The organism is Kitasatospora sp. NPDC114501 (assembly GCF_055633695.1).
On record NZ_JBVKDS010000008.1, the window covers coordinates 251,602 to 277,471 of the forward strand.

The 25,870-nt window shown below is 74.1% G+C and carries 19 protein-coding genes and 1 tRNA gene; 9 read left to right on the top strand and 11 right to left on the bottom strand.

What is annotated here, in order from left to right; translation table 11 throughout:
* Positions 1-7: 7 nt before the first annotated feature.
* Genes ACZ7RU_RS17240 through ACZ7RU_RS17250 form a run of 3 tightly spaced genes read right to left on the bottom strand, consistent with a single transcriptional unit; the run spans position 8 to position 3,148 of the window.
* Positions 8-1,636 carry a PP2C family protein-serine/threonine phosphatase gene (locus ACZ7RU_RS17240; protein ID WP_470341762.1) on the bottom strand — a complete coding sequence of 543 codons (1,629 nt, stop codon included), beginning with the start codon at positions 1,634-1,636 and terminating at the stop codon, positions 8-10.
* A 53-nt stretch (positions 1,637-1,689) separates the two neighbouring features.
* Positions 1,690-2,235 (bottom strand): FHA domain-containing protein FhaB/FipA, encoded by a 546-nt coding sequence (locus ACZ7RU_RS17245; protein ID WP_470341763.1) that lies wholly within the window; start codon positions 2,233-2,235, stop codon positions 1,690-1,692.
* A gap of 46 nt (positions 2,236-2,281) precedes the next feature.
* On the bottom strand, positions 2,282-3,148 hold the full coding sequence (locus ACZ7RU_RS17250) for an FhaA domain-containing protein (RefSeq protein ID WP_470341764.1): 867 nt from the start codon (positions 3,146-3,148) through the stop codon (positions 2,282-2,284).
* Between the two features lie 422 nt (positions 3,149-3,570).
* Between ACZ7RU_RS17250 and ACZ7RU_RS17255 the strand changes: the two genes are divergently transcribed.
* Positions 3,571-3,654, top strand: a tRNA-Leu gene (locus ACZ7RU_RS17255).
* Positions 3,655-3,757: 103 nt separating this feature from the next.
* On the opposite strand, the gene ACZ7RU_RS17260 is transcribed toward ACZ7RU_RS17255, so the two are convergent.
* Complete coding sequence (locus ACZ7RU_RS17260; RefSeq protein ID WP_470341765.1) at positions 3,758-4,921, bottom strand: sensor histidine kinase; 1,164 nt, start codon at positions 4,919-4,921, stop codon at positions 3,758-3,760.
* The gene (locus ACZ7RU_RS17265) at positions 4,918-5,571 is read right to left on the bottom strand and encodes a response regulator (protein ID WP_387760653.1); all 654 of its coding nucleotides are present in this window, start codon (positions 5,569-5,571) and stop codon (positions 4,918-4,920) included. The genes ACZ7RU_RS17260 and ACZ7RU_RS17265 overlap by 4 nt, the downstream gene beginning before the upstream one ends.
* A gap of 349 nt (positions 5,572-5,920) precedes the next feature.
* Between ACZ7RU_RS17265 and ACZ7RU_RS17270 the strand changes: the two genes are divergently transcribed.
* The gene (locus tag ACZ7RU_RS17270; protein ID WP_470341766.1) at positions 5,921-7,750 is read left to right on the top strand and encodes a phosphatidylglycerol lysyltransferase domain-containing protein; all 1,830 of its coding nucleotides are present in this window, start codon (positions 5,921-5,923) and stop codon (positions 7,748-7,750) included.
* A 194-nt stretch (positions 7,751-7,944) separates the two neighbouring features.
* On the top strand, positions 7,945-8,721 hold the full coding sequence (locus tag ACZ7RU_RS17275; protein ID WP_470341767.1) for a hypothetical protein: 777 nt from the start codon (positions 7,945-7,947) through the stop codon (positions 8,719-8,721).
* 71 nt (positions 8,722-8,792) lie between these two features.
* Here ACZ7RU_RS17275 and ACZ7RU_RS17280 read toward each other — a convergent pair whose 3' ends face one another.
* The gene (locus ACZ7RU_RS17280; protein WP_470341768.1) at positions 8,793-11,666 is read right to left on the bottom strand and encodes an ATP-binding SpoIIE family protein phosphatase; all 2,874 of its coding nucleotides are present in this window, start codon (positions 11,664-11,666) and stop codon (positions 8,793-8,795) included.
* A gap of 214 nt (positions 11,667-11,880) precedes the next feature.
* Between ACZ7RU_RS17280 and ACZ7RU_RS17285 the strand changes: the two genes are divergently transcribed.
* From ACZ7RU_RS17285 to ACZ7RU_RS17305, 5 genes are all read left to right on the top strand, one after another.
* The gene (locus ACZ7RU_RS17285; protein ID WP_470341769.1) at positions 11,881-13,098 is read left to right on the top strand and encodes a rhodanese-like domain-containing protein; all 1,218 of its coding nucleotides are present in this window, start codon (positions 11,881-11,883) and stop codon (positions 13,096-13,098) included.
* A 92-nt stretch (positions 13,099-13,190) separates the two neighbouring features.
* Positions 13,191-13,853 carry a DUF5819 family protein gene (locus ACZ7RU_RS17290; RefSeq protein WP_470341770.1) on the top strand — a complete coding sequence of 221 codons (663 nt, stop codon included), beginning with the start codon at positions 13,191-13,193 and terminating at the stop codon, positions 13,851-13,853.
* The gene (locus ACZ7RU_RS17295) at positions 13,850-15,094 is read left to right on the top strand and encodes an HTTM domain-containing protein (protein ID WP_470341771.1); all 1,245 of its coding nucleotides are present in this window, start codon (positions 13,850-13,852) and stop codon (positions 15,092-15,094) included. Before ACZ7RU_RS17290 ends, ACZ7RU_RS17295 begins: the two co-directional genes overlap by 4 nt.
* 9 nt (positions 15,095-15,103) lie before the next feature.
* Complete coding sequence (locus ACZ7RU_RS17300) at positions 15,104-17,275, top strand: FUSC family protein (RefSeq protein ID WP_470341772.1); 2,172 nt, start codon at positions 15,104-15,106, stop codon at positions 17,273-17,275.
* A 248-nt stretch (positions 17,276-17,523) separates the two neighbouring features.
* Positions 17,524-18,273: a TrmH family RNA methyltransferase gene (locus ACZ7RU_RS17305; RefSeq protein WP_470341773.1), complete on the top strand. Its 750-nt coding sequence runs from the start codon at positions 17,524-17,526 to the stop codon at positions 18,271-18,273.
* Positions 18,274-18,310: 37 nt separating this feature from the next.
* On the opposite strand, the gene ACZ7RU_RS17310 is transcribed toward ACZ7RU_RS17305, so the two are convergent.
* The 5 genes from ACZ7RU_RS17310 to ACZ7RU_RS17330 form a co-directional block, all read right to left on the bottom strand.
* A complete protein-coding gene (locus ACZ7RU_RS17310) occupies positions 18,311-19,657 on the bottom strand; it encodes a peptidoglycan-binding protein (RefSeq protein WP_470341774.1) in 1,347 nt (448 codons plus the stop codon).
* Between the two features lie 206 nt (positions 19,658-19,863).
* A complete protein-coding gene (locus tag ACZ7RU_RS17315) occupies positions 19,864-20,775 on the bottom strand; it encodes a pyridoxamine 5'-phosphate oxidase family protein (protein WP_470341775.1) in 912 nt (303 codons plus the stop codon).
* 21 nt (positions 20,776-20,796) lie between these two features.
* Entirely contained in the window at positions 20,797-21,264 is a 468-nt protein-coding gene (locus tag ACZ7RU_RS17320) for a VOC family protein (RefSeq protein WP_470341776.1), read from the bottom strand.
* A 189-nt stretch (positions 21,265-21,453) separates the two neighbouring features.
* Positions 21,454-22,482, bottom strand: a complete 1,029-nt coding sequence (locus ACZ7RU_RS17325) for an XRE family transcriptional regulator (protein ID WP_470341777.1) — start codon at positions 22,480-22,482, stop codon at positions 21,454-21,456.
* Positions 22,483-22,790: 308 nt separating this feature from the next.
* The gene (locus ACZ7RU_RS17330) at positions 22,791-24,947 is read right to left on the bottom strand and encodes a S53 family peptidase (RefSeq protein ID WP_470341778.1); all 2,157 of its coding nucleotides are present in this window, start codon (positions 24,945-24,947) and stop codon (positions 22,791-22,793) included.
* A 257-nt stretch (positions 24,948-25,204) separates the two neighbouring features.
* Here ACZ7RU_RS17330 and ACZ7RU_RS17335 point away from each other — a divergent pair, with 257 nt between their 5' ends.
* Positions 25,205-25,771: a CGNR zinc finger domain-containing protein gene (locus ACZ7RU_RS17335; protein WP_470341779.1), complete on the top strand. Its 567-nt coding sequence runs from the start codon at positions 25,205-25,207 to the stop codon at positions 25,769-25,771.
* Positions 25,772-25,870: the final 99 nt, after the last annotated feature.

The following is a 25,870-nucleotide window of genomic DNA, read 5'->3' on the forward strand; positions in this document are numbered from 1 at the left end:
ACGGACGTCACTGCTTCGGGCAGGAGTTGGCCCGGCTGAGTTCCTCTTCGGACAGCGGGGCCTGGTCGCCCTGCGCGCCGGCCGCCGGAGGAGTGGCGTTCGGCGCCGGGGCGGGTGCCACCGGGGCGGTCGGCGTCGGCGTGGCCGCGGGTGCGGTGGTCGGCGCCGCCGCGGCCGGGCCGCGGTTCTTCTCGGTCGGGGTGGGCGTGGCGGCCAGGTACACGGCCTGCGCCGCCGGGGTGGCCGGAGTGCCCGGGGCGGCCGGGGTGGCCGCCTTCGCGGCCCGCTGGCAGAGCTGGACCCAGCCGTCGAGTTCGTTGACCGTCGACTGGGCGTCCTTCATGCTGCCGACCGAGATGGTCTTCCGCACGTGGGCCTGCTGGTCCTCGGGCAGCCACTTCAGCTGGATCCGGCTGTACGAGGAGTGCACCGAGGACAGGCTCAGACCGGCCAGGTTCTGGTTGATGCCCTGGTAGATCGCGACGTGGTCGTCCTGGGTGCCGACGTAGTACTGGTCCTGGGTCCACCGGTAGCCGAACCAGCCGGCGCCGCCGAGCAGCCCGAGCGTGACCAGGACGGCCAGCGAGACCGTCAGGCCCTTGCGCCCGCGCTTGGCGGGGCGCTCCCCGTCGGGCGCCTCGGTGCCGTACACCGAGGGCTCGCCGGAGCCGTAGCCGTACTCGCCCTCGTAGCCTTCGGCGGGGCCGAAGCCGCCCTGGGCGGCGTCGTAGCCCTCCTCGTAGCCCTCGGCCGGGCCGAAGGCGCCCTGCGGGCCGCGGCCGAGGCCGGCGGCGCGGCCGGCCGGGGTGTCCGCGATCGAGCGGTCGGCAGCGGCCGAGGACGGCGGCGCGTCGGCGACCGCGCCGACCACCACCGGGACGTCGTTGAACTGGCCGCTCATGGTGTCCGTGGCGCCGACGTCGATGACGTCCGCCACGATGCAGGTGATGTTGTCCGGACCGCCGCCGCGCAGGGCGAGCTGGATCAGCTCCTGCACGGTCTGCTCGGGCGAGTAGTAGCTGCCGAGGGTGTCCTGGAGGGTCTGGTGGCTGACCGGGCCGGAGAGGCCGTCGGAGCAGATCAGGTAGCGGTCGCCGGCCCGGACCTCGCGGATCGACAGGTCGGGCTCGACCTGGCCGCGGCCGTCCAGCGCCCGCATCAGCAGCGAGCGCTGCGGGTGGGTCTCGGCCTCCTCGGGCGTGATCCGGCCCTCGTCGACCAGGCGCTGCACCCAGGTGTGGTCCTGGGTGATCTGCACCAGGGACCCGTCGCGCAGCAGGTAGGCGCGGGAGTCGCCGACGTGCACCAGGCCCATCCGCTGGCCCGTCCACAGCATGGCGGTCAGGGTGCAGCCCATGCCCTCCAGCTGCGGGTCCTCCTCGACCATCTGCCGGAGCCGGTCGTTGGCGCCCTGGACGGCGTCGCCCAGCAGGGTCAGCAGGTCGGCGCCCGGCACGTCCTCGTCCAGCCGGACGATCGAGCCGAGCACCTCGGAGGAAGCGACCTCGCCGGCCGCGGCGCCGCCCATGCCGTCGGCCACGGCCAGCAGCCGCGGCCCGGCGTAGCCGGAGTCCTCGTTCCCCTCCCGGATCAGTCCCTTGTGGGAGCCGGCGGCGAAGCGCAGCACCAGGGTCATGCGACCTGTGCCCCCCTCTGGGTCATGGACGGGATGCTGTCCCTCATGCGCTACTACTTCCGCAGTTCGATGACGGTCCTGCCGATACGGATCGGCGTACCCGGCTGGAGCGGGGTGGGCGCGGTCAGGCGCTGCCGGTCCAGATAGGTGCCGTTGGTGGAGCCTAGATCCTCGACCGTCCACTGCCCAGTCTGATCCGGATAGATCCTGGCATGCCGGGAGGACGCGTAGTCGTCGTCCAGCACGATGGTGGAGTCGTGCGCGCGGCCGAGCGTGATGGTCTGGCCCTGGAGCGCCACCGTGGTGCCGGCCAGCGAGCCCTGCACCACGACGAGCTGGGTCGGACCGCCGCGACGGCGCCCGCCGCCGCCCTGGGTCTGGCCCGCGGCGGGGGCGGCCTGCGGCGGTGCCGCGGCGCGTGCGGCGGTCGCGGTGGCCGCGCCGCCGCCCGTCGCGGCGCCGGCGCCACGACGGGAGGACCGCGGGTTCACCTTGGTGCCGAACAGGTCGCTGCGGATCACCTGGATCGCGACGATGACGAACAGCCACAACACGGCCAGGAAGCCCAGCCGCATGACCGTGAGGGTCAGTTCTGACATGACCGTCCCGCCAGTCGGTGAGCGAGGCGCGCGAACAATTCGGACACTACCCTTCGACCTGCCGGTAGACGATGGTGGTGGAGCCCACGACGATTCGCGAGCCGTCGCGGAGCGTAGCGCGCTGGGTGTGCTGTCCGTCCACCACGATGCCGTTGGTGGACCCCAGGTCGAGCACCATCGAAGGGGTGCCGGGCCGGATCTCGGCGTGCTTGCGGGAGACCCCGGGGTCGTCGATCCGCACGTCCGCCTCGGTCGACCGGCCGAGCACGCAGGCCGAGCCGGTGATCTGGTGCCGGGCGCCGTTCACCTCGACCCAGCGGCGCATCCCGGCGCCGCCGTGGCCCGCGCCGGGGAAGGCGCGGACGTTGCCGCCGGCGGGCGCGGGCTGGCCGGTGGGCATCGCGGGGGGCGCGGCGGGCGGCGGGGGCGCGTTGTACTGGCCGGCGCCGGGCTGCTGCCACGGTGCGCCGGGAGCCGGAGCGGCCGGCGGCCGGTCGTAGCCGGGCTGCTGCGGCGCGTACTGCTGCTGCTGGGGCTCCTCGGCGGCGAGGGTGCGGCTGCGCACCCGGTACAGCCCGGTGTCCAGGTCGTCGGCCTTCTCCAGGTTCACCTGGAGCGGACCCATGAAGGTGTACCGCTGGGCCTCCGCGTACTCGCGGACCATGCCGGCCAGCTCGGTGCCCAGCTGCCCGGAGTAGGGGCTGAGCCGCTCGTGGTCGTGCGGGCTCAGCTCGACGATGAAGTCGTTCGGCACGACGGTGCGGTCGCGGTTCCAGATGCTCGCGTTGTTGTCGCACTCGCGCTGCAGCGCTCCGGCGATCTCCACGGGCTGGACCTCGGACTTGAACACCTTGGCGAAGGTGCCGTTGACGAGACCCTCGAGCCGCTGCTCGAACTTCTTCAGCACTCCCATGGGGCACCCCCTTCCAGGGTTCGTTCGCCTGCCTGCCGGCCGGATCCCGCCCGGGACCCGGTCGCGCCTCCTACTTGCGGTACTTCCGTACTGATCGTATCCACGCCGGGCCCTTCCGTACGGTTCCCGGACCGTGTGGTGCCCGGGGGTGGGCTCGGACACACAGGGTGACGCATTTCGGGTACGGCACGCCAGGTGTGCCCGTCGGAGCGCCCTTCCGACAGTCGTACGGGTGTTCGTCGGGCATCGGTTCGGATGCCCGCGGCCTCCCCGGACAACGGATTCGGAGCAGCCCCCCAGGTCGTGCTAATGTTTTCCACGTCGGAAGGGCCGCCCGGAAGGGAAGCCGGACCAAGGAAGTGCGAAGTACCGATGGTACCGAGCAGTTCGGAGGATCGGTCGGCAACGAGGACAACACCCATGCGCGGGTGGCGGAATAGGCAGACGCGCTGGATTCAGGTTCCAGTGCCCGAAAGGGCGTGGGGGTTCAACTCCCCCCTCGCGCACAGCGAAGCCCCGCAGATCTACGGATCTGCGGGGCTTTCTCGTTGTCCGCTGCCGGTGGGCGCGGAGGCGGCCCGACGGCCGGGTCACCGCAGGGCAGCCGGGTCAGCCGGATCGCCCGGGCCGGCCGCGGTCGGCCGGGAGTTCGGCGCGGACCTCGAAGCCGCCGTCCGGGGTCGGTCCGGCGGTGAGGGTGCCGCCCAGCAGCTGGGCGCGCTCGCGCAGGCCGACCAGGCCGTGGCCGCCGCCCGGCAGGATCTCGGCCGGGTGCACCGGCGGGGCGTCGTTGCGGACCTCGACCCGCAGCCGGCGGCCCTTCGCCCGGACCCGCACGTGCACCGTCGCCTCCGGGGCGTACTTGGTGATGTTGGTGAGCGCCTCCTGGACGGTGCGGTAGGCGGCCCGTTCGACCGCCTCCGGCCACGGGCGGTCGCCGGGGACCAGCTCGGTGTCGGCGGCCAGCCCGCTCTCCTCGATCAGCCGGGGCAGGTCGGCCAGCCGGGGCTGGGGGGCGAGCGGGGCGTCCGGCAGTCCGCCGGTGCCGCGCAGCACCCCGACCATCTGGCGCAGCTCGTCCAGGGTCCGTACGGACAGTTCGCGGATGGTCCGGGCGGCGGTCACCGCGGCCGGGTCGGGGCTGCTCACCTGGAGCGCGCCGGCCTGGATGCTGATCAGGCTGACCTGGTGCGAGACCACGTCGTGCATCTCCCGGGCCAGCCGGCCGCGCTCGCTGATCAGCACGCGCTCGGCCAGCAGCCGGCTCTCCCGCTCCTGACCGCGGGTCAGCTGGTCCAGTCGGGCGGCCAGCTCCCGCCGGGTGCGGGCGAGCAGACCGGTGGCGGCCGGGCCGGCCGCCAGCATCACGGCCTGGATGGCGTCCAGCGCGGTGGCGCGGCTGAGGTCGAGGACGTCCGGGGGCAGCGGCCAGTGGAAGAACTCGACCAGGGCGAACAGGATGCCGCAGGGGACCACGATCCGGGGCCGGGGGCGCTCGGCGGCCACCGAGTAGACGGCCGTTATCGGGGCCAGCCAGATCTCGTCCACCCAGCTGCCCGGCATGGTGAGCAGCAGGACCGCCACCGGGAAGCGGCGGCGCCAGAACAGCGCGACGGCGGCCAGCGTGGACAGCGCCACCTGCCACCAGGCGGCCTCCCGGGCCACCAGGGCGGCGTCCAGCAGGGAGTAGAGGACGGGCAGCAGCAGCATCAGCCAGGGGGCGGTGCACCAGGGCGGCAGCCGTCTGGACGGCAGTTGGTCGGCGGTCGTCATGCCCCGTCGCCGGGCTTGGGCCGGACCAGACCGGCCCGGTGGGCCAGCACGGCGGCCTGGACCCGGTTGGCGGCACCGAGCTTGCCGAGGATCGCGCTGATGTGGTCCTTGACCGTGCCGGTGCCGAGGAAGAGCCGGTCGGCGATCTCGGCGTTGGACAGGCCCTCGCCGAGCAGCGAGAGCACGTCGAGCTCGCGGCCGGTGAGGGTGCGGGCCAGCGCGGTGGCCTCGGCGTCCGGGCCGCCGCCGTCCACGTAGCCGCCGATCACGGTGCGGGTGACGGTCGGGGAGAGGATGTTGCCGCCGGCCGCGAGCACCCGGACGGCGTGCACCAGCTGCTCGGGGGCGGTGTCCTTGAGCAGGAAGCCGGCCGCGCCGGCCCGCAGCGCGGTGCCGATGTACTCGTCGGTGTCGAAGGTGGTGAGCATCGCCACGGCGGGCGGGTCGGGCAGGGCGCGCAGGCGGCGCAGCACCGAGATGCCGTCGAGGTCGGGCATCCGGATGTCGAGCAGCACCACGTGCGGGCGCAGCCGCTGGACGTGCTCCTCGGCCTGACCGCCGGAGCAGTCGCCGACCACCTCCAGGTCGGTGGCGGAGCCGACGATCAGGCCCAGGCCGGAGCGGACCAGGATCTCGTCGTCGACGATCAGCACGCGGGTGGTGGTGATGGTGGCTCCTCGGTTCGGGCGGCCGGGTCGGGGCGGTCCGCGCGGGTCGTTTCGAGAGTAGGGCCTGCCGCTCGGGTCCGGTCGGATCAGGACGCGGCGTCGGGGGCGCCCACCCCCGCCGTTCGGCGGGGGTGGGAATCCGCTACCCGGTTCACGCGATTCTCAGGTTCGGTGGTGAAACATGGAGTTGGCTGACCCTTTTCCGGCCGCTTCTCCACCTCGGGCGGTCGGCCCGGGTGAGGTCGCCGGCCAGGCCGTCGGGCCCGAGCGGGCGCCCTGCGGCGGGCCGTTCGCGGATGCGCCCCACCATCTGATCGTTTGGAATTGAGCTGTGTCGTCCACTGTGAAGTCGGAGCCGTCCGCCACGTCCCCCGGCCCCCGGCTCGGTGGCGCGCTCGACCGCTGGCGCCCGAGGGCCGCCGCGGCGTCCGTCTGGTACCTGCGGCTGATCGCCCTGCTGAACGTGGCGACGGTGCTGCTGGTGCCGTTCCGTGACCAGGTCTACGAGCACAACGAGGGCGAGTACTTCACCCCGTACCTGATGACCGCCGGCCTGGCCAGCGCGGTGCTCTCGGTGTTCCTGGCGATCGCGATGCGGCGGCGCAAGCGGGCCGCGTGGATCTTCAACACCGCGCTCGGCGGCATGTTCGCGCTGCTGTACCTGACGGCCATGGTGGTGCCGGGCGAGAGCTTCGACACCCACCCGCTCAACTACGTCTCCACCGTCCTGACCTGCCTGTTCGTGCTGGCGCTGCTGATCGGGCGGAGGGAGTTCACCTCCAAGGGCGACAGCTCCAACCCGAAGACCGCGGCGGCCACCTTCGTCGGCGGGCTGGCGTTCGGCGGCGGCGTCGGCGCGCTGCTGGTCTGGCTGACCAACGAGCTGTCCGGCGCCGGATTCTGGGACCTGTTCCGGTACTCCGTCGGCCGCATGATCACGATCACCCCGTCCGAGCACCTGCGCTCGGTGATCGCCGCGCCGACCTGGGTGAACGCCGCGATCAACTTCATGGGCGCGGTGCTCTTCCTGCTGGTGCTGTACGTGGCCTTCCGCAGCCCGCGCGGCAAGGAGCTGCTGAGCGACGAGGACGAGGCGAAGCTGCGGGGCCTGCTGGACAAGCAGGGCGAGCGGGACTCGCTCGGCTACTTCGCGCTGCGCCGGGACAAGGCGGTGGTCTTCTCCCCCAGCGGCAAGGCGGCGGTCACCTACCGGGTGATCGGCGGGGTGTCGCTGGCCTCGGGCGACCCGATCGGGGACCCGGAGGCCTGGCCGGGGGCGATCGACGCCTGGCTGTCGGAGGCCCGGGAGCACGCCTGGGCGCCGGCCGTGATGGGCGCCTCCGAGGAGGCCGGGGTGATCTACGCCCGGCACGGGCTGGACGCGCTGGAGCTGGGCGACGAGGCGATCGTCGAGCTGGACGAGTTCTCGCTGGACGGCCGCGCGATGCGGGTGGTGCGCCAGGCGTACAACCGGGTCAAGCGGGCCGGGTACACGGTGCGGATCCGCCGCCACGAGTCCATCTCGGAGGCGGAGATGGCCGAGCTGGTGGCCAAGGCCGACGAGTGGCGCGACGGGGCGACCGAGCGCGGCTTCTCGATGGCGCTGGGCCGGCTGGGCGATCCGGGCGACGGGCGCTGCGTGATGCTGGAGTGCTTCGACGGGGACGGAGAGCTCAAGGCACTGCTGAGTTTCGTGCCGTGGGGCCCGGACGGGCTCTCGCTGGACCTGATGCGCCGGGCCCGGGACACCGAGAACGGCCTGATGGAGTTCATGGTGATCGAGCTGTTGCAGCGTGCCGAGGAGGTGGGGCTGAAGCGGGTGTCGCTGAACTTCGCGATGTTCCGCTCGGTCTTCGAGCGCGGTTCGCGGCTCGGTGCCGGTCCGGTGCTGCGGCTGTGGCGCTCGATCCTGGGATTCTTCTCGCGCTGGTGGCAGATCGAGTCGCTGTACCGCGCCAACGCCAAGTACCGGCCGATCTGGGAACCGCGTTACCTGCTCTTCGAGAAGAGCAGCGAGATTCCGCGGATCGGCATCGCCAGCGCCCGCGCCGAGGGTTTCATCGTCGCGCCCAGCCTTCCCGCCCTGTTCCGCCGCCGTCACGCCCGGGCCGCCGTGGTGGCGCCCCGGGTCCCGGTGGCGGCCCGGGACGGGAAGGGGTAGCCCTCCGCCGGGGGGCGGAGGGGGCCGGGCGGCCGAAATGGGGGGCTGATGGGGGGCCCGCCTCCCCCCAGAGGATGACCCCGCTCCACATCCGTGCCGATGTGGCTTTGTCAAGAGGCCTCTAATGTCGGAGTAGTCGAGAGTTTCGGGGATTCGGAGAAACGGCTGTGATTCACAGGACCCACGCGGGGGGCGTGCGAAAGGGGCCGCTGGCGATCGCCGGATCGGCCGCTGTCGCCGAGTGGGGAACGTTGTTCGCGACGGTCCGGGACGCGGTGGTGCGCAAGAAGTTCGCCGCCGTTCCGCTGGCCACGGCGGCGACTTTTCTGATCCTGCTGTTCAGCATCGTCCAGCACCTGCCGGGCGGCGAGCGTTTCGTCAACAACATCGGGGTGGTGCGGGCGGCGCTGCCGCTGGAGGTCTCGCTGCTGCGGACCCCGCTCTCCCTCTACGTGCCGGCGCTGGACCTTCCGGTCTGGGGGGCGCTGGCCCAGGTGTTCGTGGTCTTCGCGATCGCCGAGATCGTGCTCGGCCGGCGGATGACCCTGGTGGTCGCCTACACCTGCACCCTGGCGGGCACGCTGTTCGCCCGGGTCGGCGTGGCGATCGGGCCGCACCACCTGTTCGGCTTCCCGAAGTGGGTCGCCTACGTGCGGGACACCGGGCCCTCGGCCGCGGTGGTGGCCCTGGCGATCTGCATCGCGTTCCGCTGCCGGGCCTGGTTCACCGGCGGCCTGGTGGTGGCGGTGATGATCGGCGAGGCGGTCGTGCTGCCGAACCTGGCCGGTCTGGAGCACGTGGTCGCGGTGATCACCGCGCTGCTGATCGCCGTCTCGGTCGAGGTCTTCGGGGACTTCTGGCCGAGGGTGCTGGCCGGGGTCGGCGCCGCCGCCTCGGTGGCCGCGGCCGCCTCGATGGAGGTCGCGGTGGAGGCCCGGCGGCGCCGCTCGGCGGGAGCCGTCATCCCCTGACGGGAGTCGAGCGCTCCACCGGCCGCGTACGGGTGTCCGTACGCGGCCCTTTCGGTGTCCGGGGGCGGCCGTCAGGAGTGCGGGAGCGGCAGCTCGAACCAGACGACCTTGCCCACCGCCTTGCGGGCGGTGCCCCAGCGTTCGGCGAGCTTGGTGACCAGGGTGAGGCCGCGGCCGGTCTCGCCGAGCTGCTCGGCCGGCTCCAGCGAGGGCAGGTTGTGGTTGTCGTCGCTGACCTCGACGAGCAGCTTGTCCACCCGGATCAGCTGGAGCTTCACGGTGTCCCGGGCGACCCGGACGGCGTTCGTCACCAGCTCGCTGACCAGCAACTCGGTGGTGTCGCTGAGCGCCTCCAGGTGCCAGCCGGCCAGCTGCTCGCGCACCAGCGAGCGGGCCCGGCGGACCTCGCGGTGGTCCACGGTGAGGTCCCAGGTGGCCACCTCGGACGGGGCGACCCCGTCGAAGCGGGCCACCAGCAGGGCGACGTCGTCCTTGCGGTCGTCCGAGTGCAGCCGCCGCAGCACCTCGTCGCAGGCCTGCTCGGGGCTCTGTCGGGGGTCGATCAGGTTGCCGCAGAGCGCGGCCAGGCCGGCTCCTATGTCCCCGCCCCGGACCTCGACCAGACCGTCGGTGCAGAGCACCAGCATCGAGCCGTCCGAGACGTCGATGGTCTTGGCGACGAACGGCACCCCGCCGACGCCGATCGGTGCGCCGGCCGGGATCTCCAGCAGCTCGCCGGTGCCGTCCGGGTGCACCAGGACGGGCGGGACGTGGCCGGCGCTGGCCAGCTCGCAGGTCCGGTTGATCGGGTCGTACACCGCGTACAGGCAGGTCGCGAGGTGGTCGTCGCCGAGCTTGTGGGCCAGGTTGTCCAGGTGGCGCAGCAGCTGGCCGGGCGGCAGGTCCAGGGCGGCGAGGGTCTGCATGGCGGTGCGGAAGCGGCCCATCGCGGCCGCCGAGTGCAGGCCGTGGCCCATCACGTCGCCGACCACCAGGGCGACCCGGCTGCCGGGCAGCTGGATCGCGTCGAACCAGTCGCCGCCGACCTCGGCCCTGGGGTCGCCGGGCAGGTAGCGGTGGGCGATCTGCACGCCGGGGATCTGCGGCGGGCGGGTCGGGATCATCGAGCGTTGCAGTGTGGTGGCGACCCGGGCCTCGGCGCGGTGCAGCCGGGCGTTGTCCAGCGACAGCGCGGCGCGGACGGCCAGCTCCTTGAGGGTCGCGGCGTCGCTCTCGTCGAAGGGGGCGCGGTCCGGCAGCCGGAGCAGCTTGAGGATGCCCAGCACGGTGCCGCGGGCGGAGAGCGGCACGACCAGCATCGAGCGGCCGGAGACCACCGGGGCCAGCTGGGCACCGCCGAGCGCGATCGCGTAGTCGACCGCGACGTCCGCGCTGATCACCGGGACCAGCACCGGCTGGTTCAGCTGCAGGGCCATCCCGGGCGGGGTGTGGCGGGGCATGCTGACCAGCGAGCCCTCGGAGAGCACGTGGTCCCAGGCGCCGCCGGTCTCGTTGTAGACCAGGGCGACCCGGCGCAGCATGGTGTCGTCGTCCGGGCGGGCGGCCGGCAGCTCGGAGTCCGAGATCAGCCCGTCCACCAGGTCCACGCAGGCGAAGTCGGCGACCCGGGGGACCAGCACCTGGCACAGCTCGTGGGCGGTGAAGCCGAGGTCCAGGGTGGTGCCGACCTTGCCGCCGACCTCGTTCAGCAGGGCCAGTTGCTCGCCGGCCTGTCCGTTGGTGAGGAACGGGCTGAGCCGGCCGCCGGACAGGCCCTCGCCGGTGGCCGGCGCGGGGACCGGGACCGGGACGGGGACGGCGGCGGGCTGGGGCCGGTCGGTGGGCAGCGGCGGGTGGCCGTCGGCGGACGGCTCGACGGCGGTGTGCTCGATGGCGGCAGCTCCTGCGGTGGACTGGGGCGCCTCCCGGCCGGAGGCGGGAGGAGGGACGGACGGGCCGCCGACCGCGGCGCCGCCGACGGCGGCCACCGGCCGGACGGCGGACGGGACGGGGAACGGGACGGCGGTCGGGACGGGGAACGGGGCGGCGGGACGCTCGGCGGCCTCGCGCTGGCCGGGCAGCGGGCCGGCCGGCCGGCGGCGGGGCGTGCCCGGTTCGGGCTGCGGCGGGCCGAGCCGGGCGGCGCGCTGCTGGGGCGTCGGGTACCGGCGGACGAGGCCGGCGGCCGCGTGCGCCGTACCGGTCGGCGCGTCGGCGGGCAGCACCGGCAGCACGGTGGCCGGGTCCAGTCGCAGGGCGGGCAGCCCGCCCCGCTCCAGCGCCGCCAGCAGCGCCGGGCGGTGGGCGGCGGGCAGCAGCCGGGCCAGCGGCTCGGGCACCGGCCGGCCGGCCGGGGTGAGCGCCGCGGCCAGGGCGTGGAAGCCGCCCGGGGTGCCGGGTGCGGCGGCGAAGGGGAGCAGCCGCTCGCCGAGCGCGAGCCGCGGCCCGGTGGCGCGCAGCGGGCGGGCGTCGGCGGCCAGCGCCAGCAGTCCGCCGTACGGGCCGGGCAGCGGGTAGGCCCACCAGAACACGTCGCGCTGGTGCTCCTCGCGGTCGGTCACGGTCAGCCGGCCGATCCAGGGGCGGCCGTCGGCGGTCCGCTCGGCGAGGGTGTCGAAGGCGTCGCAGGGGCGGCGGACGGGGCGGCGTTCGAGCACCCGCGACTCCAGGGCGGGCAGCAGGCCGGAGGCCGGGCGGTCGTGGGCGACGTCGGCGCGGTGGCCGAACAGTTCCTCGGCGGCCCGGTCCCACCGGGCGATCCGGCCGGCCCGGTCGACCAGGACGGGGGCGAGCCGGACCAGGGCGGCCACCCCCGTCGGGTGGTCGCCCGGCGCGGTTCCGTCGCCCGCCGGCCGCGGTGTGGAGTTGGACTCGGCCACCATGGGTTCGCTCTGCTCCTGCCTGGCCGCCGCGCCCGGGGCGGCCGTATCTCCGGAGGAGGGCACGCTGTGCGGATACCAGCGAAGCACGGACCGGGCCGGGCTCGTCACCGAAACGGGGAGATTCCTCAGGATCGGTTGCGTGTCGTGTACCGCGCGCCGGTCCGTACCCCTGGTTCACCCGGACGGGGCCCGCGACCACGGCGGTAGGGTGGCAGGCCGGACCGCCCGTACGGGTGGCCCGTAGGACGCACTCGGCCGGACGAGACAGAGGCGAGAAGTGAGCGCGCAGAGCCCCGCCCGCTGGACGGACCCGGAGCAGCAGGAGCTGGAGGAGCGGGTCGCCGCCGCCGAGCTGGCCTGGCTCAGCATGGACGTGGACGTGCAGACGCTGCGGGTCGAGATCGACAACTTCGCGCTGATCCACCACCAGCTGCTCGGCCCGCTCTACGCCCGGCTGGACGAGCTGGACGCGCTGGTCGCCGAGGCCGTGGCGGCCCGCACCGGCCGGCCGGAGGACCTGCGCCGGGCCGCCGAGGCACGTCGGCAGGTCGAGGAACTCCCGGACCTGGACGCCCTGTTCGACTCGGTGCGGGAGCAGTCCGGCCCGGACGGGGAGTCGGCCCCGCCGCCCGCCGCGCCGGAGCGGGTGCGGCCCGGCAAGGAGGCCCAGCGGATCTACCGCGAACTGGTCCGCCGCGCCCACCCCGACCTGACCACCGACCCGGCCGAGCAGCAGCGCCGGGCCGCCTTCCTGGCCCGGGTCAACGAGGCCTACGCGTACGGGGACGCGGCCGCGCTGGGCGCGCTGGCCGCCGAGTGGTCCACCGCGCCGGAGGCGGCGCCCGCCGTCGACGCCCCCGACCGCGGGGACTGGCTGCGCCGCCGGCTGGACTGGCTGACCGCCAAGATCACCGAGACCGCCACCGAGCAGGTCCGGCTGGAGCAGACCCCGATGGGCCAGCTGCTCGCCCTCGCCCCGCAGGACCCTGACCGGCTGCTGGAGCAGCTCGCCGAGGAGCTGCTGGCCAAGGCCGCCGAGCGGCAGGCCGAGCTGCGGCGGCTGCTCGACGGCCCGGACCCGGCGGACGCCCCGTCCTCCGGAGCCCACGGCCCCGCGCCGGTGGGCGACAATGGCACGCACCCGAGCGAATCCCAGGAGAGCCACACGATGTTCCCGCAGATCCCCTCCGCCGACGCCGCCGCCGTGCCCGCCGACGCCGCCCTGCTGGACGTGCGCGAGCAGGACGAGTGGGACGCCGGCCACGTGGACGGCGCGCTGCACATCCCGATCGGCGAGGTGATCGCCCGCCTCGGCGAGCTGCCGGACGAGAGGCTGTACGTGCTCTGCCGGGTCGGCGGCCGCTCCGCGCAGGTCGTCCAGTACCTGGTGCAGCAGGGCCGGGACGCGGTGAACGTCGACGGCGGGATGCACGCCTGGCAGGGTGCGGGCCGTCCGATGGTGAGCAGCACCGGCCAGGAGGCCTTCGTCCTCTGAGGGCCCGGCACCCGTCCGGCCGTAGGGCAGGATGGGCGCGCGCGAGCGCGCCGGCACCGGGTCGGCGGCGCCCGCCGACCGGGCGGGGGGCCATGACCGAGACGACGGACCGGCCGGCTGCCGGGCGGCCCTGGTCCAGGCCCGCGCAGCTGGTCCTCGGCTTCGCCGGGGCGGTGCTGACCGCGGGCGCCGGGCTGTTCCTCGCCGCGGTGTTCCTGCACGTGGCGCCCGCCAACTCGGTGTCCCGGCAGTACCGGGAGGCGCTCGACGGCGTGGTGTACCCGGAGTTCGAGCAGAACTGGAAGCTGTTCGCGCCCAACCCGCTCCAGCAGAACGTGAGCGTGGACGCCCGGGTCCGCACCGTCGCCCCCGGCGGGGCCACCCGCACCCACGACTGGATCGGGCTGACCGCCCAGGACATCGCCGCGATCCGGGGCAATCCGGCACCCAGCCACGTCGAGCAGAACCTGCTGCGCCGGGCCTGGGACTTCTACGACGGCACGCACAACCAGCAGGACGAGACCCCGGCCTCCCCGCGCGGCCGGCTCGCCGAGCAGTACCTCAAGCGGATCGCCCTGCAGCGGATCGGCCGGACGGCGGACGGCGAACGGGTCCTGGAGATCCAGTTCCGGTCGACCGCGGCCACCGTCCCGCCGCCGTCCTGGAGCGGCGAGCCCGCGCCGCCGGCGCCCCGGGTGCGGGAGCTGCCGTGGTGGCCGGTGGCGGACGAGGACTACCGGGGACTGCTCGGATGAACGAGGCGACGGTGCGGGCCGGGCACCCGTACGGGACGGTGCCGCCGGAGGAGGCCGTACCGCGGCAGGGCGGGGACGGGCGGCCTGCGGAGCCGGGGGCGGCGGCACGGGCACGCGGGCCGCGGGCACCGCTCGGGCGGGCGGCGGAGGCCTTCACCGGGCGGGTGCTCGGCCGGCACCAGGCCGCGGTGGTGCGGATCGGCTTCGGACTGGTCTGGCTCGCCTACCTGCTGCGCGAGTGGCCGCACCGGCGGGTGCTGTACGGCGACCGCTCCCCCTGGTCGGCGGAGCTCGCCGAGCGGCTGCTGACCGACAACGGGGCGTTCACCGTGCTGCCCTGGTTCGGCGGACGGCTCTGGTTCGAGCTGGTCTACCACCTCGCGGTGCTGGCCGCCCTGGCCGTGCTGCTGGGCTGGCGGACCAGGGCGAGCACGGTGCTGTTCCTGGTCACCGTGCTGTCCCTGCAGAACCGCGACGTCTTCCTCGGCGACGGCGGAGACAACGTCGTCCACCTGATGGCGGTCTACCTGGTCTTCACCCGCTGCGCCGAGGTCTGGTCGCTGGACGCCCGGCGCCGGCGGCCCGGGCCGGCCGGGGTGGTGCTCTGGGCGGTGCTCGGCGCCGTCCTGGCGGCCTGCCAGTTCGGCGGCTTCGCCGGTGACAGCCTGACCTGGACCGACCGGGCCTTCCCGTACCTCGGCTGGTCGCCGCTGTTCTGGGGGTTGTGGGCGGTGGCCGGGCTCTGGTGGACGCTCGGCCGGCTGCGGCCGGACGGCGAGCCGCGGGCGGTACTGGACGCGCTGGCGAACATGGTGCACAACTGCGCGATGCTGGTGATCGCCGTCGAGGTGGTGCTGATCTACGCCACGGCCGGCTGGTACAAGGTGCAGGGCTCGCGCTGGCAGGACGGCACCGCGCTGTACTACCCGCTGCACCTGGACTACTTCACCCCCTGGCCGGGGCTGTCGGCACTGGTCGGCTCGGCACTGCTGCCGGTCTTCCTGGTCTCGTACGGCACCGTGATCCTCCAGGTGGCGTTCCCGTTCACGCTGCTCGACCGGCGGGTCAAGAACGTCCTCCTGGCCGTCATGGTGCTGGAGCACGTGGGGATCGCGGTGGTGCTCGGGCTGCCGGTCTTCTCACTGGCGATGATCGCGGCGGACGCGGTGTTCCTGCCGACCGGGGCACTGCTGTGGGTGGCGGCGCGGCTGAGCCGGATCCGACGGAGGTCCGCGGCCTAGGATGCTGGTATGTCCTGGTTCGCCGCACTTCGTGACACCGCGCGGACCGGGCTCACCCTGGACCGGGCGCTCACCGACCCCAAGCGGGCCCTGCGCGGGGCGGTCGCGGTGGCGCTGGTGCTCTTCCCCATCCTCGCGCTCGGCGGGGTCGCGCTCGCCACCTCGGCCGCGATGGGCGCGTTCATCGCCGGCGCGGCCACCTTCCAGCGCAGCTTCCGGCCCCGGGCCAGCCTCGCCGTCGCGGCCGGGGCCGGCCTCGGCATCAGCACCTTCCTCGGCTACCTCGCGGCCGGCGTCCCCGGGCTGTTCCCGGTGCTGCTCGCGGTGTGGGCCTTCGGCGCCGGACTGGCCTGGGCGATCGGGCCCACCGCCGGCGTGGTCACCACCAACACCGTCTCGGTGATGCTGATCGTCGTCCAGCTCCCGGTCAGCGCGATCACCGCGCTCGGCCACGGTCTGGTCGCCGCCCTCGGCGGAGTCGTCCAGGCCACCGTCATCACCGTCTGGCCGATCGGCAGCTGGACCGCCCAGCGCGAGGCCCTCGCCGACACCTACGCCGAACTCGCCGACTACGCGCGGCGGTTGCGGCAGGACCCGACGGCGCACGTGGACCCGGAGCCGTTCATGACGGCCCGCCACGCGGCCGCCCTCACCCCCTGGCAGGACCGCCACCGGCCGCCCGAACTGCGCGGCCTGCGCGGCATCGCCGAACGCATCCGGCCCACCCTCGCCGCACTCGCCGACCCCAAGGTCGGCGCCCCCGAGGAAGGGCCGGAGCGGGACCGGGCCCGGGAGGTGCTGGCGGCCGCCGCCGAGGTCATGGACGCCCTCGCCCGGGCGGTCCGCACCGGCGACCCGGTCCGGCTCCCCCGCTCCGCGCCCTCGCTCACCCTGGTCGGCTCGGACGACGGGCCGCGGCTCCAGGGGGCGGCCCGGCGCTCCGCCCGGCGGCTCGGCGGGCTGCTGCGGAAGGCCGCCGACACCCTGGACCGCAACGACGAGGACACCATCACCACGCCCGTGGTCGGGGCCGGCGGATCGCTGCGCAAGCCGACCATCGCCCGGATGCTGCCGGTCGCGGCGCGGGCCGTCCGGCGGCAGTTGCAACCGCGCTCGGCGATCTTCCAGCACGCCGTCCGGCTCGCCGGGGTGGTCACCGTCGCCTACCTGCTGGCCCGGCTCGCCGGGTTCCACCACGGGTACTGGGCGCCGATGACCGCCGCGATGGTGATGCGGCCGGACTTCGCGCAGACCTACAGCCGGGGCGTCGCCCGGCTGGCCGGGACGGTCGTCGGGGTCGCCGTCTCGACCCTGGTGGTGCAGCTCGCCCACCCCGGGGAGTGGGTGCTGGCCGCGCTGGCGGTGGTCTGCATCGGCGGGGCGTACCTGGCGTTCCGGACCGGGTACGCGCTCACCACCGTCGGGATCTCCACGTACGTGGTGTTCCTGCTCGGGCTGCAGGAGGGGAACCCGCTGGTGACGGCCGTCGAACGGGTCGGGCTGACGCTGCTCGGCGGGTCGATCGCGCTCGTCACGTACGCGCTGTTCCCGACCTGGCAGACCGCCCGGCTCGGCGAACGGCTCGCCGAGTGGCTGGCGGCGGCCGGACGGTACGCGGGGGCCGTCATCGCCTGCTACGAGGACCCGGCGGGGAGCCGGGGGCGGGCGGTGCGGAGCGCCCTGCTGGACTCGCGGGAGGCGCGCTCCGAACTGATCCAGGCGATGCAGCGGGCCGACGCCGAACCCGGGCGGCACGAGTCCGGGCTGGCCGGGGTGAGCCGGCGCCAGATCGACCGGGCCCGGGCGGCGGTCGGGGCCCTCGGGCGGGCGGCGGTGCTGCTGGAGGCCCATCTGCCGGCGGGCGACGCGGAGCCCGTGCCGGGGACCGCGGAGTACGCGGAGGAGCTGCGGCTGGCGACGGCGCTGGCGGCGGGGGCGCTGCTGACGGGGCAGGCGGTGGAGTTCGGGGCGGTGCGGGTGGCGCAGGCGCGGTTGGAGGAGGGGTTGGCGGGGGTGCCGGCGGGGGTGCAGCGGGATGTGGTGCGGGCGGGGACTCGGTTGGTGGGGCAGGCTCTGCGGGACTTGGAGCGGGCTTTGCGGGGGTCTTCTGAGGGGGTGGGCTTTCGGGAGGGTGGGGGGTCGGGGGCGGCTCCGGGGGTGGGTGCTGCGGGGGCTGGATGATTTTCAGACTGCCGGTGGCGTGGGTGGGGTCGTTGGGGGCGTTGGCAGTCTGAAAATCACCCGTCACGCCCCTCTCCGCACCCACCCCCTGCGCCGCCCCCTTCCGCAGCGCGTCCCTCTCGCGGGGGGAGGGGGGAGGGGGGTGGGTGCCTGTTGGTGGGGGAGGTCGGGGGTGCCTGCTGGTCGGGGAGGCGGGGGAAGGGTGTGCGTGGGTGGGGGTGGGGGTGGGGGGTGACAGAGTGAGTGGCATGGATGACGAGGTGGTGCGGGCGTGGCGGGCGGCTGAGCGGGGGGCGGGGGTGGTGGTGCTGGACGGGTTTCACGCGTTGAAGCACGCGTTGCGGTTCGGGGGGGAGGTGCGGGGGGTGTTGACCGTGGACCGGGGGGCCTTGCTGGGGTTGGCGGGGGAGTTGGCGCCGGATGTGGTTCCGGTGCTGGAGGGGCTCGCGGTGGAGGTGCCGGAGGCGGTGGTGCGGGGGTTGGTGCCGCGGCTGCATCCGACCGGGGTGGTGGCGTTGGCGGTGCGGCCGTCGGCGGAGGCGAACCGGGTGGTGCTGGGGGGTCGGCCGCGGAGGGCGCCGGTGGTGGTGTTGGAGAATCCGCGCAACCTGGGGAACGTCGGGGCGGTGATCCGGTTGGCGGCGGGGTTCGGTGCCACCGGGGTGGTGACCACCGGGGACCTGGATCCCTGGCACCCGAGCGTGTTGCGGGGGAGTGCGGGGCTGCACTTCGCCACCGCGGTGGAGCGGTTGGGTCTGTCGGAGCTGCCGGACGGGCCGTTGTTCGTGCTGGATCCGGAGGGGGCGGACATCCGGGACGTGCCGTTCCCGGACGACGCGCTGCTGGCGTTCGGTACCGAGCGGCACGGGGTGTCGGCGGAACTCAAGGGGCGTGCCGATCAGTTGGTGGCGGTGCCGATGCAGCCGGGGGTGTCCAGCTTCAACCTGGCGACCAGTGTGGCGATGGGACTCTTCCACTGGATGTCGGGGAAGCGCTGAGGCGCGGTGCCCGGGTGGGCACCGCGCCTCGGGGAGGTCAGGAGAAGAGCCGGCGCCAGGTGGCGGGGCCGGGGTAGCCGTCGGCCTCGCTGCCGCGCCAGCCCTGGGCCTGCTGGAAGGCCTGGACGGCACGGCGGTCGCTCTCCGTCCAGCGCGGGCCGGGGCCGACGCTGTACGAGGCGCCGAAGCCCTTGCGGACCAGCTGTTCGCCGAGCCGGCGGATGTGGTCGTTGCTCCGGCCGGGGCCGAAGTACTGCGCACCGGGGAAGGCGGAGGCCTCGGTGGTGGGCGGGGGCGGCAGCGGGGTGCCGCCTCCACCGCCGATGTCGCGGCCCTTGCCCTTGACCAGGTAGTCCCAGGTGTCCTTGCCGGGGATGCCGTCGGCCTCGCTGCCGCGCCAGCCCTGGGCCTGCTGGAAGGCCTGGGTGGCCCTGCGGTCGGCCTCGCTCCAGCGCGGGCCGGGGCCGGTGGAGTAGAACGAGCCGCCGCCGCGCTGCACCAGCATCTGGCCGAGCTTGGTGACGTAGGCGTTGTCGGCGCCGGGGCCGAACTTGTCGGCGCCGGGGAAGGCGGTGCTGGAGGTGCCGCCGCCGTCGTTGCTGCCGGAGGAGAGGCCGGTGTAGCGGTACGGGACGTAGCTGCCGGAGTTGTTCCAGTAGGCGTACGGGGTGGAGCGCTTCTTGGTGGAGGGTCCGGTCTGCTCGTAGGCGATGTACTTGGTGCGAGAGGAGTCGGCCCAGCCGCCGAAGATCGTCACGTGCGAACCGGCCTGCGGGCTGGCGGGGTTGTTGTAGACCAGGATGTCGCCGGGCTGGAGGTCGTTCCTGCCGATCCGCTCGGCGTAGTCGGGGAGGGTCCAGGTGGTCTGGCTGCTGCCCAGGCCCCAGGCCATCGAGACGAAGCCGGAGCAGTCCTGGCGGTAGCCGTCCGACCAGTAGCGGCTCATGCTGTACGGCACGCCCTGGTCGACCCAGGTCTGGGCGCGCTGGATGATCTGGGCCCGGGTGACCGGCGCCGCGGTGGCGCGCGGGGCGGCGAAGGTGCGGGCGCCGGGGGGTTGGCCGTAGAGGCCGCTGACCTCTCCCTGGGGGGTCTGCGACCGGGGGGCGCTGTTGCCGCCGGGCGTGGGACCGGGGGTCGGGGCCGGCGCCGCGGTGGCGGAGCCGGCGGCGGCCGCTCCGCCGCCGATCGCGGTGCCAACGGCGGCCACCAGGACGGCGGCCCGGCGGCGGACGCTGCGGGCGGCGGCGTGTCCGCCCTCGTGGACCGGTGCGGCGTGCAGCCGGGCGCGTCGGCGGGCGTTGCATCCCCCGCATATGCAGTCGTCCGCCGGCTCGACGTCGTCGAACGCCATGAGCGGGGACAGGGGGTCGGTCAGGGTCATGCTCCGCCTCTTTCCTGCGGTCTCTCCGGATCGCCGCCTGACGGCGGGACAGGAGTGGCCTTCCCGGGTCTATTCCGCGTGTTATCCGGACCAAAGTCCCAAAGTGGGCGGGATGCGTCACGGTGGGTTGGGCCGATCGGGTGAGATCGGTGCGACTCCCGGGCGTGGCGGGCGCCGAAAGGCGGCGGGGAGGGCGGACGGGCGGGTCAGCGCGGGATGGCGGGCGAGTACTCCGGGGCGGTCCAGGCCAGCGGGGTGGCGTCGGCCAGCTCGACCACGCCGGTGACGGTCAGTTCGACCATCCGCTCGGCGCCCGGCACGTCCTGCCGGGCCTCCTCGGACCAGTCGGTTCGGGCCTCACCGGTGACCAGCAGCGAACCGCCGGTCTCCCAGTCGGGCAGCAGCAGGCCGGCCCGCGGGTCCAGTTCCAGGTTGCCGAGCGTCAGGAACATGCTGTTGCCCGGGTACTCCGGCCAGCGCAACCGGTCCGGCGCCACCGGCTCCAGGAAGCCGGGGAAGCCGCCGCGGTGGGAGGCGTCCACGCTGCCGCCCGGCCCGGTGCTGGCGATGAAGAAGGTGTCCGCGGTGGCCACCGCCAGGCGCTGGGCGGTGGTCAGGACCGGGCCGGTGGCGACCGTGCGGGGCGGGCCGGCGGCCGGGCGGTCCGTCGGGGAGCGGCGCTGGATGTACTTCGGGCAGTTGGCGACCACCTCGTCGGCGTGCACCAGCAGCCCGCCCCGGCCGTCCGGGGCGGAGCGGCCGTTGAGCCGCATCCGGCGCCGGCCGGCCGGGTCCAGGGCGATGGTGCCGACCCGGGCCGGGCGGGCCAGCGCCTCGGCCAGCGGGTCGGCCGGGGCCGGGCGGGCGGCCACGGCCATGGTGCGTTCGTCCGGGGCCGAGAGGAAGCCAGCCGGGCCGGCCAGCTGGGTGGCCCAGACCCGCCCGGCCCGGTCGGCGGCGCCGACGACCAGCATCCGGCGCTCGGCCAGGAAGCGGGCGGCGACCGCCGGGACGGTGCCGCGGATCGCCCGGCCGGCGTGGTCGGCCCGCTCGGTCCGGCCGGCCCGGGCCTGGGCGGCCCGTTCGCCGGGGTGGTACGGCGTGCCGAGGGTGGTCATGGTCGGCTCCTGACGGTCGGTCTAGAAGAATCCGCAGGTCGGGGCGGCGGTGGTGGGGGCGGTGGCCTCGGTCTCGTCCACGCCGGTACGGGTGTAGATCTCCAGCCGGATGCCGTCCGGGTCGGTGAAGAAGATGCCGCCGGAGGCTGAGCCCTCGCTGTGCGGGACGACGCCGTCGTAGGCGAACTCGGCGCCCAGTTCGCGCAGCAGCTTCTCGGTGGCGCGGACCTCGTCGAGGCTCTCGACCTCGAAGGAGAGGTGGTGCAGGCCGGGGGCGGCGGGGGCGAAGGCGCCGGTGCTCTGCTGCCAGAGCGTCACCACCAGGCGGCCGTCGCGGCCGAGCAGGGCGTAGCGGCGCGCGGGGTCGGTGCCCTCGGCGGTGACGTCGAGGCCGAACACGGCGCGGTAGAAGTCGATAGAGCGGGCCAGGTCGGTGACGTTCAGACCCACGTGGCCGGTCTGCAGGGTGCGGAGCTGGGTGGTGGACATGCCTGGTCACTCCCGGAGGCTTCGGTGTCCGGTGAGGCTGCTGCCTAACCGGTATTCATGAGATTAGGAGTTAGGTGATGCATCGTCAACCGGTATTGAAGATCTGAACGGTTAGGTTGTGGGCGGGCATGCGAAAGCCCCGCCGGGCCTTCGGTGGCCGGCGGGGCTCGGGCGGGTCGGTGGAGGGGGTTAGGCCCACTCCCAGCGGATGCCGATGTGGCCCGGCTGCTGGTCCGGGGCCAGGACGTGGGCGCTCGCCGAGGCGCCGATCCAGAGTTGCTCGCGGCGGTGGTCGACGTCGGCGCCGGGCTCGCGGTCGTAGCGCTCGCAGTGGGCCGGGACGGCGGCCGGGTCGAAGTGCACCTGGAGCACGTACTCGCGGACGGGGGTGGCGAAGCGGCGGCTGTACTCCATGGTCGGGCCGCCGGGCGGGATCTCCACCTCGTACTCGAAGACCGTGCTGTCGCCCAGGCCGAGCGGGCGGTCCAGCATCAGCTCGGCGACGATCAGCCCGGCCTCCGGGCGGCGGCGCACCCGGCCCAGCCGGCCGTGCCGCACCGAGGTGATCTCCGGGCAGCCGGCCGCCTCCTCGTCGGCCATGTGCACCACCAGGCAGCGGCCGACGCCGCCGACCGTGGCGCGCACCACCTGGCGCATCCGCAGCAGGTTGCCGCGCCGCTCGGCGTCCACGTAGTAGGAGTCGTGGATGCTCAGCCGCTCCAGCTCGCCGGCCGGCGGGGCGTTCAGCTCGGCGAAGATGTTGGCGATCTCCTGCTCGCCCGGCCAGACGTCCTCCAGCCCGAGGTGGCAGGTGTTGGCGGCGGCGGCCCAGCGGCCGCGCGGGCGCGGCGGGCCGAGCAGCGAGGAGAGCGCGCTGTGCGGCAGGCCGAGCAGTTCCTCCAGCAGGTGGACGGCGCGCAGCGAGCTGGCCCGCTCGGGCTGGCTGCGGCCGCGCCGCCAGTAGCTCAGGGTGGTGACGCTGACCCTGACGCCGCGGCCGGCCAGGGCGGCGCGGATGCGGTCCAGGCTGAGGCCGCTGGCCTCGATGGCCAGGTGCAGGGTGTCCGCGAAGCCGCCGACCGGGGCGAGTCGGCCGGGGGACGGTGCGGGGGCGGCGGCGGGGACGACGGCGGGAGCCGGCCCGGGCGGACCGGGGTGCTCCGTGTGCGACCCGACCAGCCGCAGCCGCGCGGCGTCCTGAGGTTGCTGTGCGGCCATACGGTGACCCTCCCCACCAGGTGAGTTCGGTGGGACCGGGCCGGCGTCGGGACGCGCAGCCGACGGCTTCACCGAGCTTTGGGGAACCCTATGCACGGTCGAGAGGCTACGTCATCAGTCGTGCGTATGACAGTGGTCACGGCAGGTGGACCGAAGGGTTATCGATCTTGAAACAGTCCGGAAACACGGGCCGCCGGCCGGGCCCCGCGCGGCGTCGCGTCGGGGCCCGGGACGGACTCCGCCGGGGCGGGCCCTGACGGCTCCGCCCCGGCGGGGATCGGGTGGTGCGGTGTGCGGTCGGGCGGTGGTCAGCCGACGTTCAGCGCGACGTCGTCGATCACGAAGCTGGTCTGCTGCGACGCGTCCTCGACACCGGTGAACTTGACGGTCACGGTCTGGCCGGCGAAGGAGGTCAGGTCCACGGTGCGCTGGACGTAGCCGGCGGCGGCGTTCGCGTTGGAGTAGGTCGCCAGGGTGGTGCTGTTGGCCTGGACGGTCAGCTTGTCGTACGCGGTGGTGCCGGTCTCCGCGGTGTCGATGTGCAGCCAGAAGGTCAGCTTGGCGGAGGCGCAGCCGGCCGGGATCGAGACGGTCTGCGTCATGGAGTCGGTGTGGGCCGAGCCGTAGCCGTTCATCCAGGCCTTCCAGCTGCCCGAGTGGGCGGCCTGGGAGGAGCTGTTGTCGACCACGCCGCTGGAGGTGGTCCACGGGGTGGCGGTGCCGCTCTCGAAGCCGCCGTTGCCGACCAGCTGGGCGGCGGTGCAGCCGCCGGACGGCGGGGTGGTGGTGCCGCCGAGCAGGGCGGTGGTCAGCGCGTCGGCGACCGGGGAGCCCCAGCCGGTGACCTGGTCGTAGCCGGCCTTGGTGGAGAAGTCCTGGTTGGCGCCGGCGGTCACGTCGTGGAAGGTGCTGCCGTAGCTGCTGCTGTTCGCCACCGAGTACAGCCGCGGGCTCGCCTCGCCGAGGACCGGCTGGCCGGCCGCCTTGGCCTTCTGGTTGAACTGGGCCGCGTAGCCGGACCAGAGCGGCGCGGCGGCGCTGGTGCCGCCGTAGACCTGCCAGCCGCCGGCCGTGTAGATCGAGAAGCCGCTGGCCGGGTCGGCGTTGGAGGAGACGTCCGGGACGGTGCGCATGGTGCCGCTGACGCCGGTGCCGGTCTGCCAGCTCGGCTTGGCGAACACCGTGGAGACGCCGCCGCCGGCGGTGCTCCAGGCGCTCTCCGAGGAGTAGGTGTTGCTGCTGGACACCTTGAGGTTGGTGCCGCCGACACCGGTCTGGTGCGGGCTGGAGGCCGGGAAGTCGACGGCCTTGACGGACGAGCCGCTGGTGGAGCGGGTGCAGTCGCGGGAGCCGTCGTCGCCGGAGGCGGAGAAGATCGAGATGCCCTGGGCGGCGGCCTGCTTGAAGGCGTTGTCGACGGCCGTCATCGAGGAGGCGGTGGTGTCCGGCTCGCAGGAGCCCCAGGAGATCGAGATGACCGAGACCCGGTTGTCGGTCACGATCTTGTTGGCCATGTCGATCTCGCCCTGGTCGCTGTTGGGCGCCTCGTAGACCAGCTGGGTGGCCTTGGGCGCCGCGCCGCGGACGATCTCGCTGTCCAGCTCGACCTCGCCCTGGCCCTGGCCCGGCTTGGAGTCGTAGTTGGCGCCGTCGACCGAGACGGTGGTGACGGCCGGGCCGCTCAGGCCGAACTGGGAGTCGTAGGTGGTCAGGTTCGTCGACTTGTAGCCGTCGAACTCCCACAGCGCGACCGTCACGCCGGTGCCGTCCGCGCCGGTCCTGGTGAGGTTGTAGGCGCCGGTGTACTGGGCCGGGGACATGCCGCTCGGAGCGGCGGTGGCCGCGTTCGGGGTGACCGCGTTCGGCGTGGCCAGGCGGTTCTTGCGGACCGCGTGGTTGTCCAGGCCGCTGACGCCCTGGACCACGGCGGCCAGGTCGGACGGGATCGAGGCGGCGGCGTCGTTGGCGAAGAAGGCGCGCTGGAGCTGCGGGTCGAGGTACGCGCTCTCGTGCGTGCCGAAGGCCTGGGAGACCTGGGCGGTGGTGCCGTGGGCGTTGACCACCTGGCGGTTGGCGCTCACGTCGGTGACGGTCAGGCCCTGCTGGGCCAGGTACGTCCTGACCTGGTCGACGGCGGCCTGGGTCGGTCCGAACTGCGCGGTGAACTGCTCCGGCGTCAGGTAGTGGCCGTACTCCGGGGCGCCCGGGGTGGTGACCGCGGTGAGGAAGCGGTCCAGGGCGTCGGTGTTGCGCAGCTTCAGGCTGACGGACACCGAGATCTGCTGCTCCGCCGGAACGTCGCCCTTCTTCTCCGAGTGCGCCACCGCCGGATTCACGGTGTTCGGCAGGGCGACGCGCGGGGAGGCGTTGGGGGTGGCGGCCTGCGCGGTGGAGACACCGAGCGAGACGGCGGTCAGCGGCAGCACGGCTATCGCCGCGGCGAGGGCAAGGGAGCGGGGGCGCAACGGATCCTCCTCTGGCCGGCTGTGGGGGCCGGCAAGGGGCCAGGCGTTCAGGGGGTCCAGAACACTGGCTCGAACATGACAGAACCCGTGTGCGATTTGGCTCATGATCGGGCAATTCGTTGCTAAAAAACAGTCAACTGTGGACGTCTGGAAACTCGGTGGTTCCATTCAGTGAATGACCCGGATTCCGGGGAGGGTCCAGACCAATCCGGGCCGATCGGGCCGGACGTAGAATCGGTCCGAGCCGAGGGAGGACGATGACTGACGTGCAGCCGGACCCGAGGGACCCGCGACCGCTGATCGGCGAGCCGCTCGCGCTCGACCTGCTCAACACGCGCTGGGCCGGCACACCCGTCAACGACCTGCTCACCGGCGTCGAGGGGTACGCGGTCTGGCTCTCCTCCGCCGGACTGAGCGGACGCTGCGCGGCTGACGAGGCGGGCCTGGCGGCGATCCTCCGGGCCCGCGAGGCGATCCGGCTGGCCGCCCAGGACGCCCGCGAGCAGGGCGAGTTGGGCTCACCGGCCCGGGACGGGCTGGACGCGGTGCTGGCGCACGGACGGATCCGGCGGACGGCGGCACCGGGCGGGGCCGAGGACCGGATCGAGGTCGACCGGCCGGAGTGGCTGGCGCCCTGGCTGGCGGCGGACGGCTTCCTCGGGCTGCTCGGGCAGGGGGCGCACCGGATCAGGCAGTGCGCCCACGAGGCGTGCATCCTGCACTTCTTCGACGCCTCCCAGAACGGCCGCCGGCGGTGGTGCCGGATGGCGGTCTGCGGGAACCGGGCGAAGGCGGCGCGGCACTACGTGAAGGCGCGGGGTTAACCGACGACCGGACGCCGGACCGGGGCGCAAGGCGGTGGCGCCGGGGCGACGATCGGCCGACGGGCGGGCGAGGATCGGGCGACGGGCGGGCGCGCGGGG

Coding starts and splice junctions, on each gene's coding strand:
- ACZ7RU_RS17240 (WP_470341762.1), bottom strand. CDS start 1,636: ATGACCCTGGTGCTGCGCTTCGCCGCCGGCTCCCACAAGGGACTGATC.
- ACZ7RU_RS17245 (WP_470341763.1), bottom strand. CDS start 2,235: ATGTCAGAACTGACCCTCACGGTCATGCGGCTGGGCTTCCTGGCCGTG.
- ACZ7RU_RS17250 (WP_470341764.1), bottom strand. CDS start 3,148: ATGGGAGTGCTGAAGAAGTTCGAGCAGCGGCTCGAGGGTCTCGTCAAC.
- ACZ7RU_RS17260 (WP_470341765.1), bottom strand. CDS start 4,921: ATGACGACCGCCGACCAACTGCCGTCCAGACGGCTGCCGCCCTGGTGC.
- ACZ7RU_RS17290 (WP_470341770.1), top strand. CDS start 13,191: ATGACCGAGACGACGGACCGGCCGGCTGCCGGGCGGCCCTGGTCCAGG.
- ACZ7RU_RS17295 (WP_470341771.1), top strand. CDS start 13,850: ATGAACGAGGCGACGGTGCGGGCCGGGCACCCGTACGGGACGGTGCCG.
- ACZ7RU_RS17300 (WP_470341772.1), top strand. CDS start 15,104: ATGTCCTGGTTCGCCGCACTTCGTGACACCGCGCGGACCGGGCTCACC.
- ACZ7RU_RS17305 (WP_470341773.1), top strand. CDS start 17,524: ATGGATGACGAGGTGGTGCGGGCGTGGCGGGCGGCTGAGCGGGGGGCG.
- ACZ7RU_RS17310 (WP_470341774.1), bottom strand. CDS start 19,657: ATGACCCTGACCGACCCCCTGTCCCCGCTCATGGCGTTCGACGACGTC.
- ACZ7RU_RS17315 (WP_470341775.1), bottom strand. CDS start 20,775: ATGACCACCCTCGGCACGCCGTACCACCCCGGCGAACGGGCCGCCCAG.
- ACZ7RU_RS17320 (WP_470341776.1), bottom strand. CDS start 21,264: ATGTCCACCACCCAGCTCCGCACCCTGCAGACCGGCCACGTGGGTCTG.
- ACZ7RU_RS17325 (WP_470341777.1), bottom strand. CDS start 22,482: ATGGCCGCACAGCAACCTCAGGACGCCGCGCGGCTGCGGCTGGTCGGG.
- ACZ7RU_RS17335 (WP_470341779.1), top strand. CDS start 25,205: ATGACTGACGTGCAGCCGGACCCGAGGGACCCGCGACCGCTGATCGGC.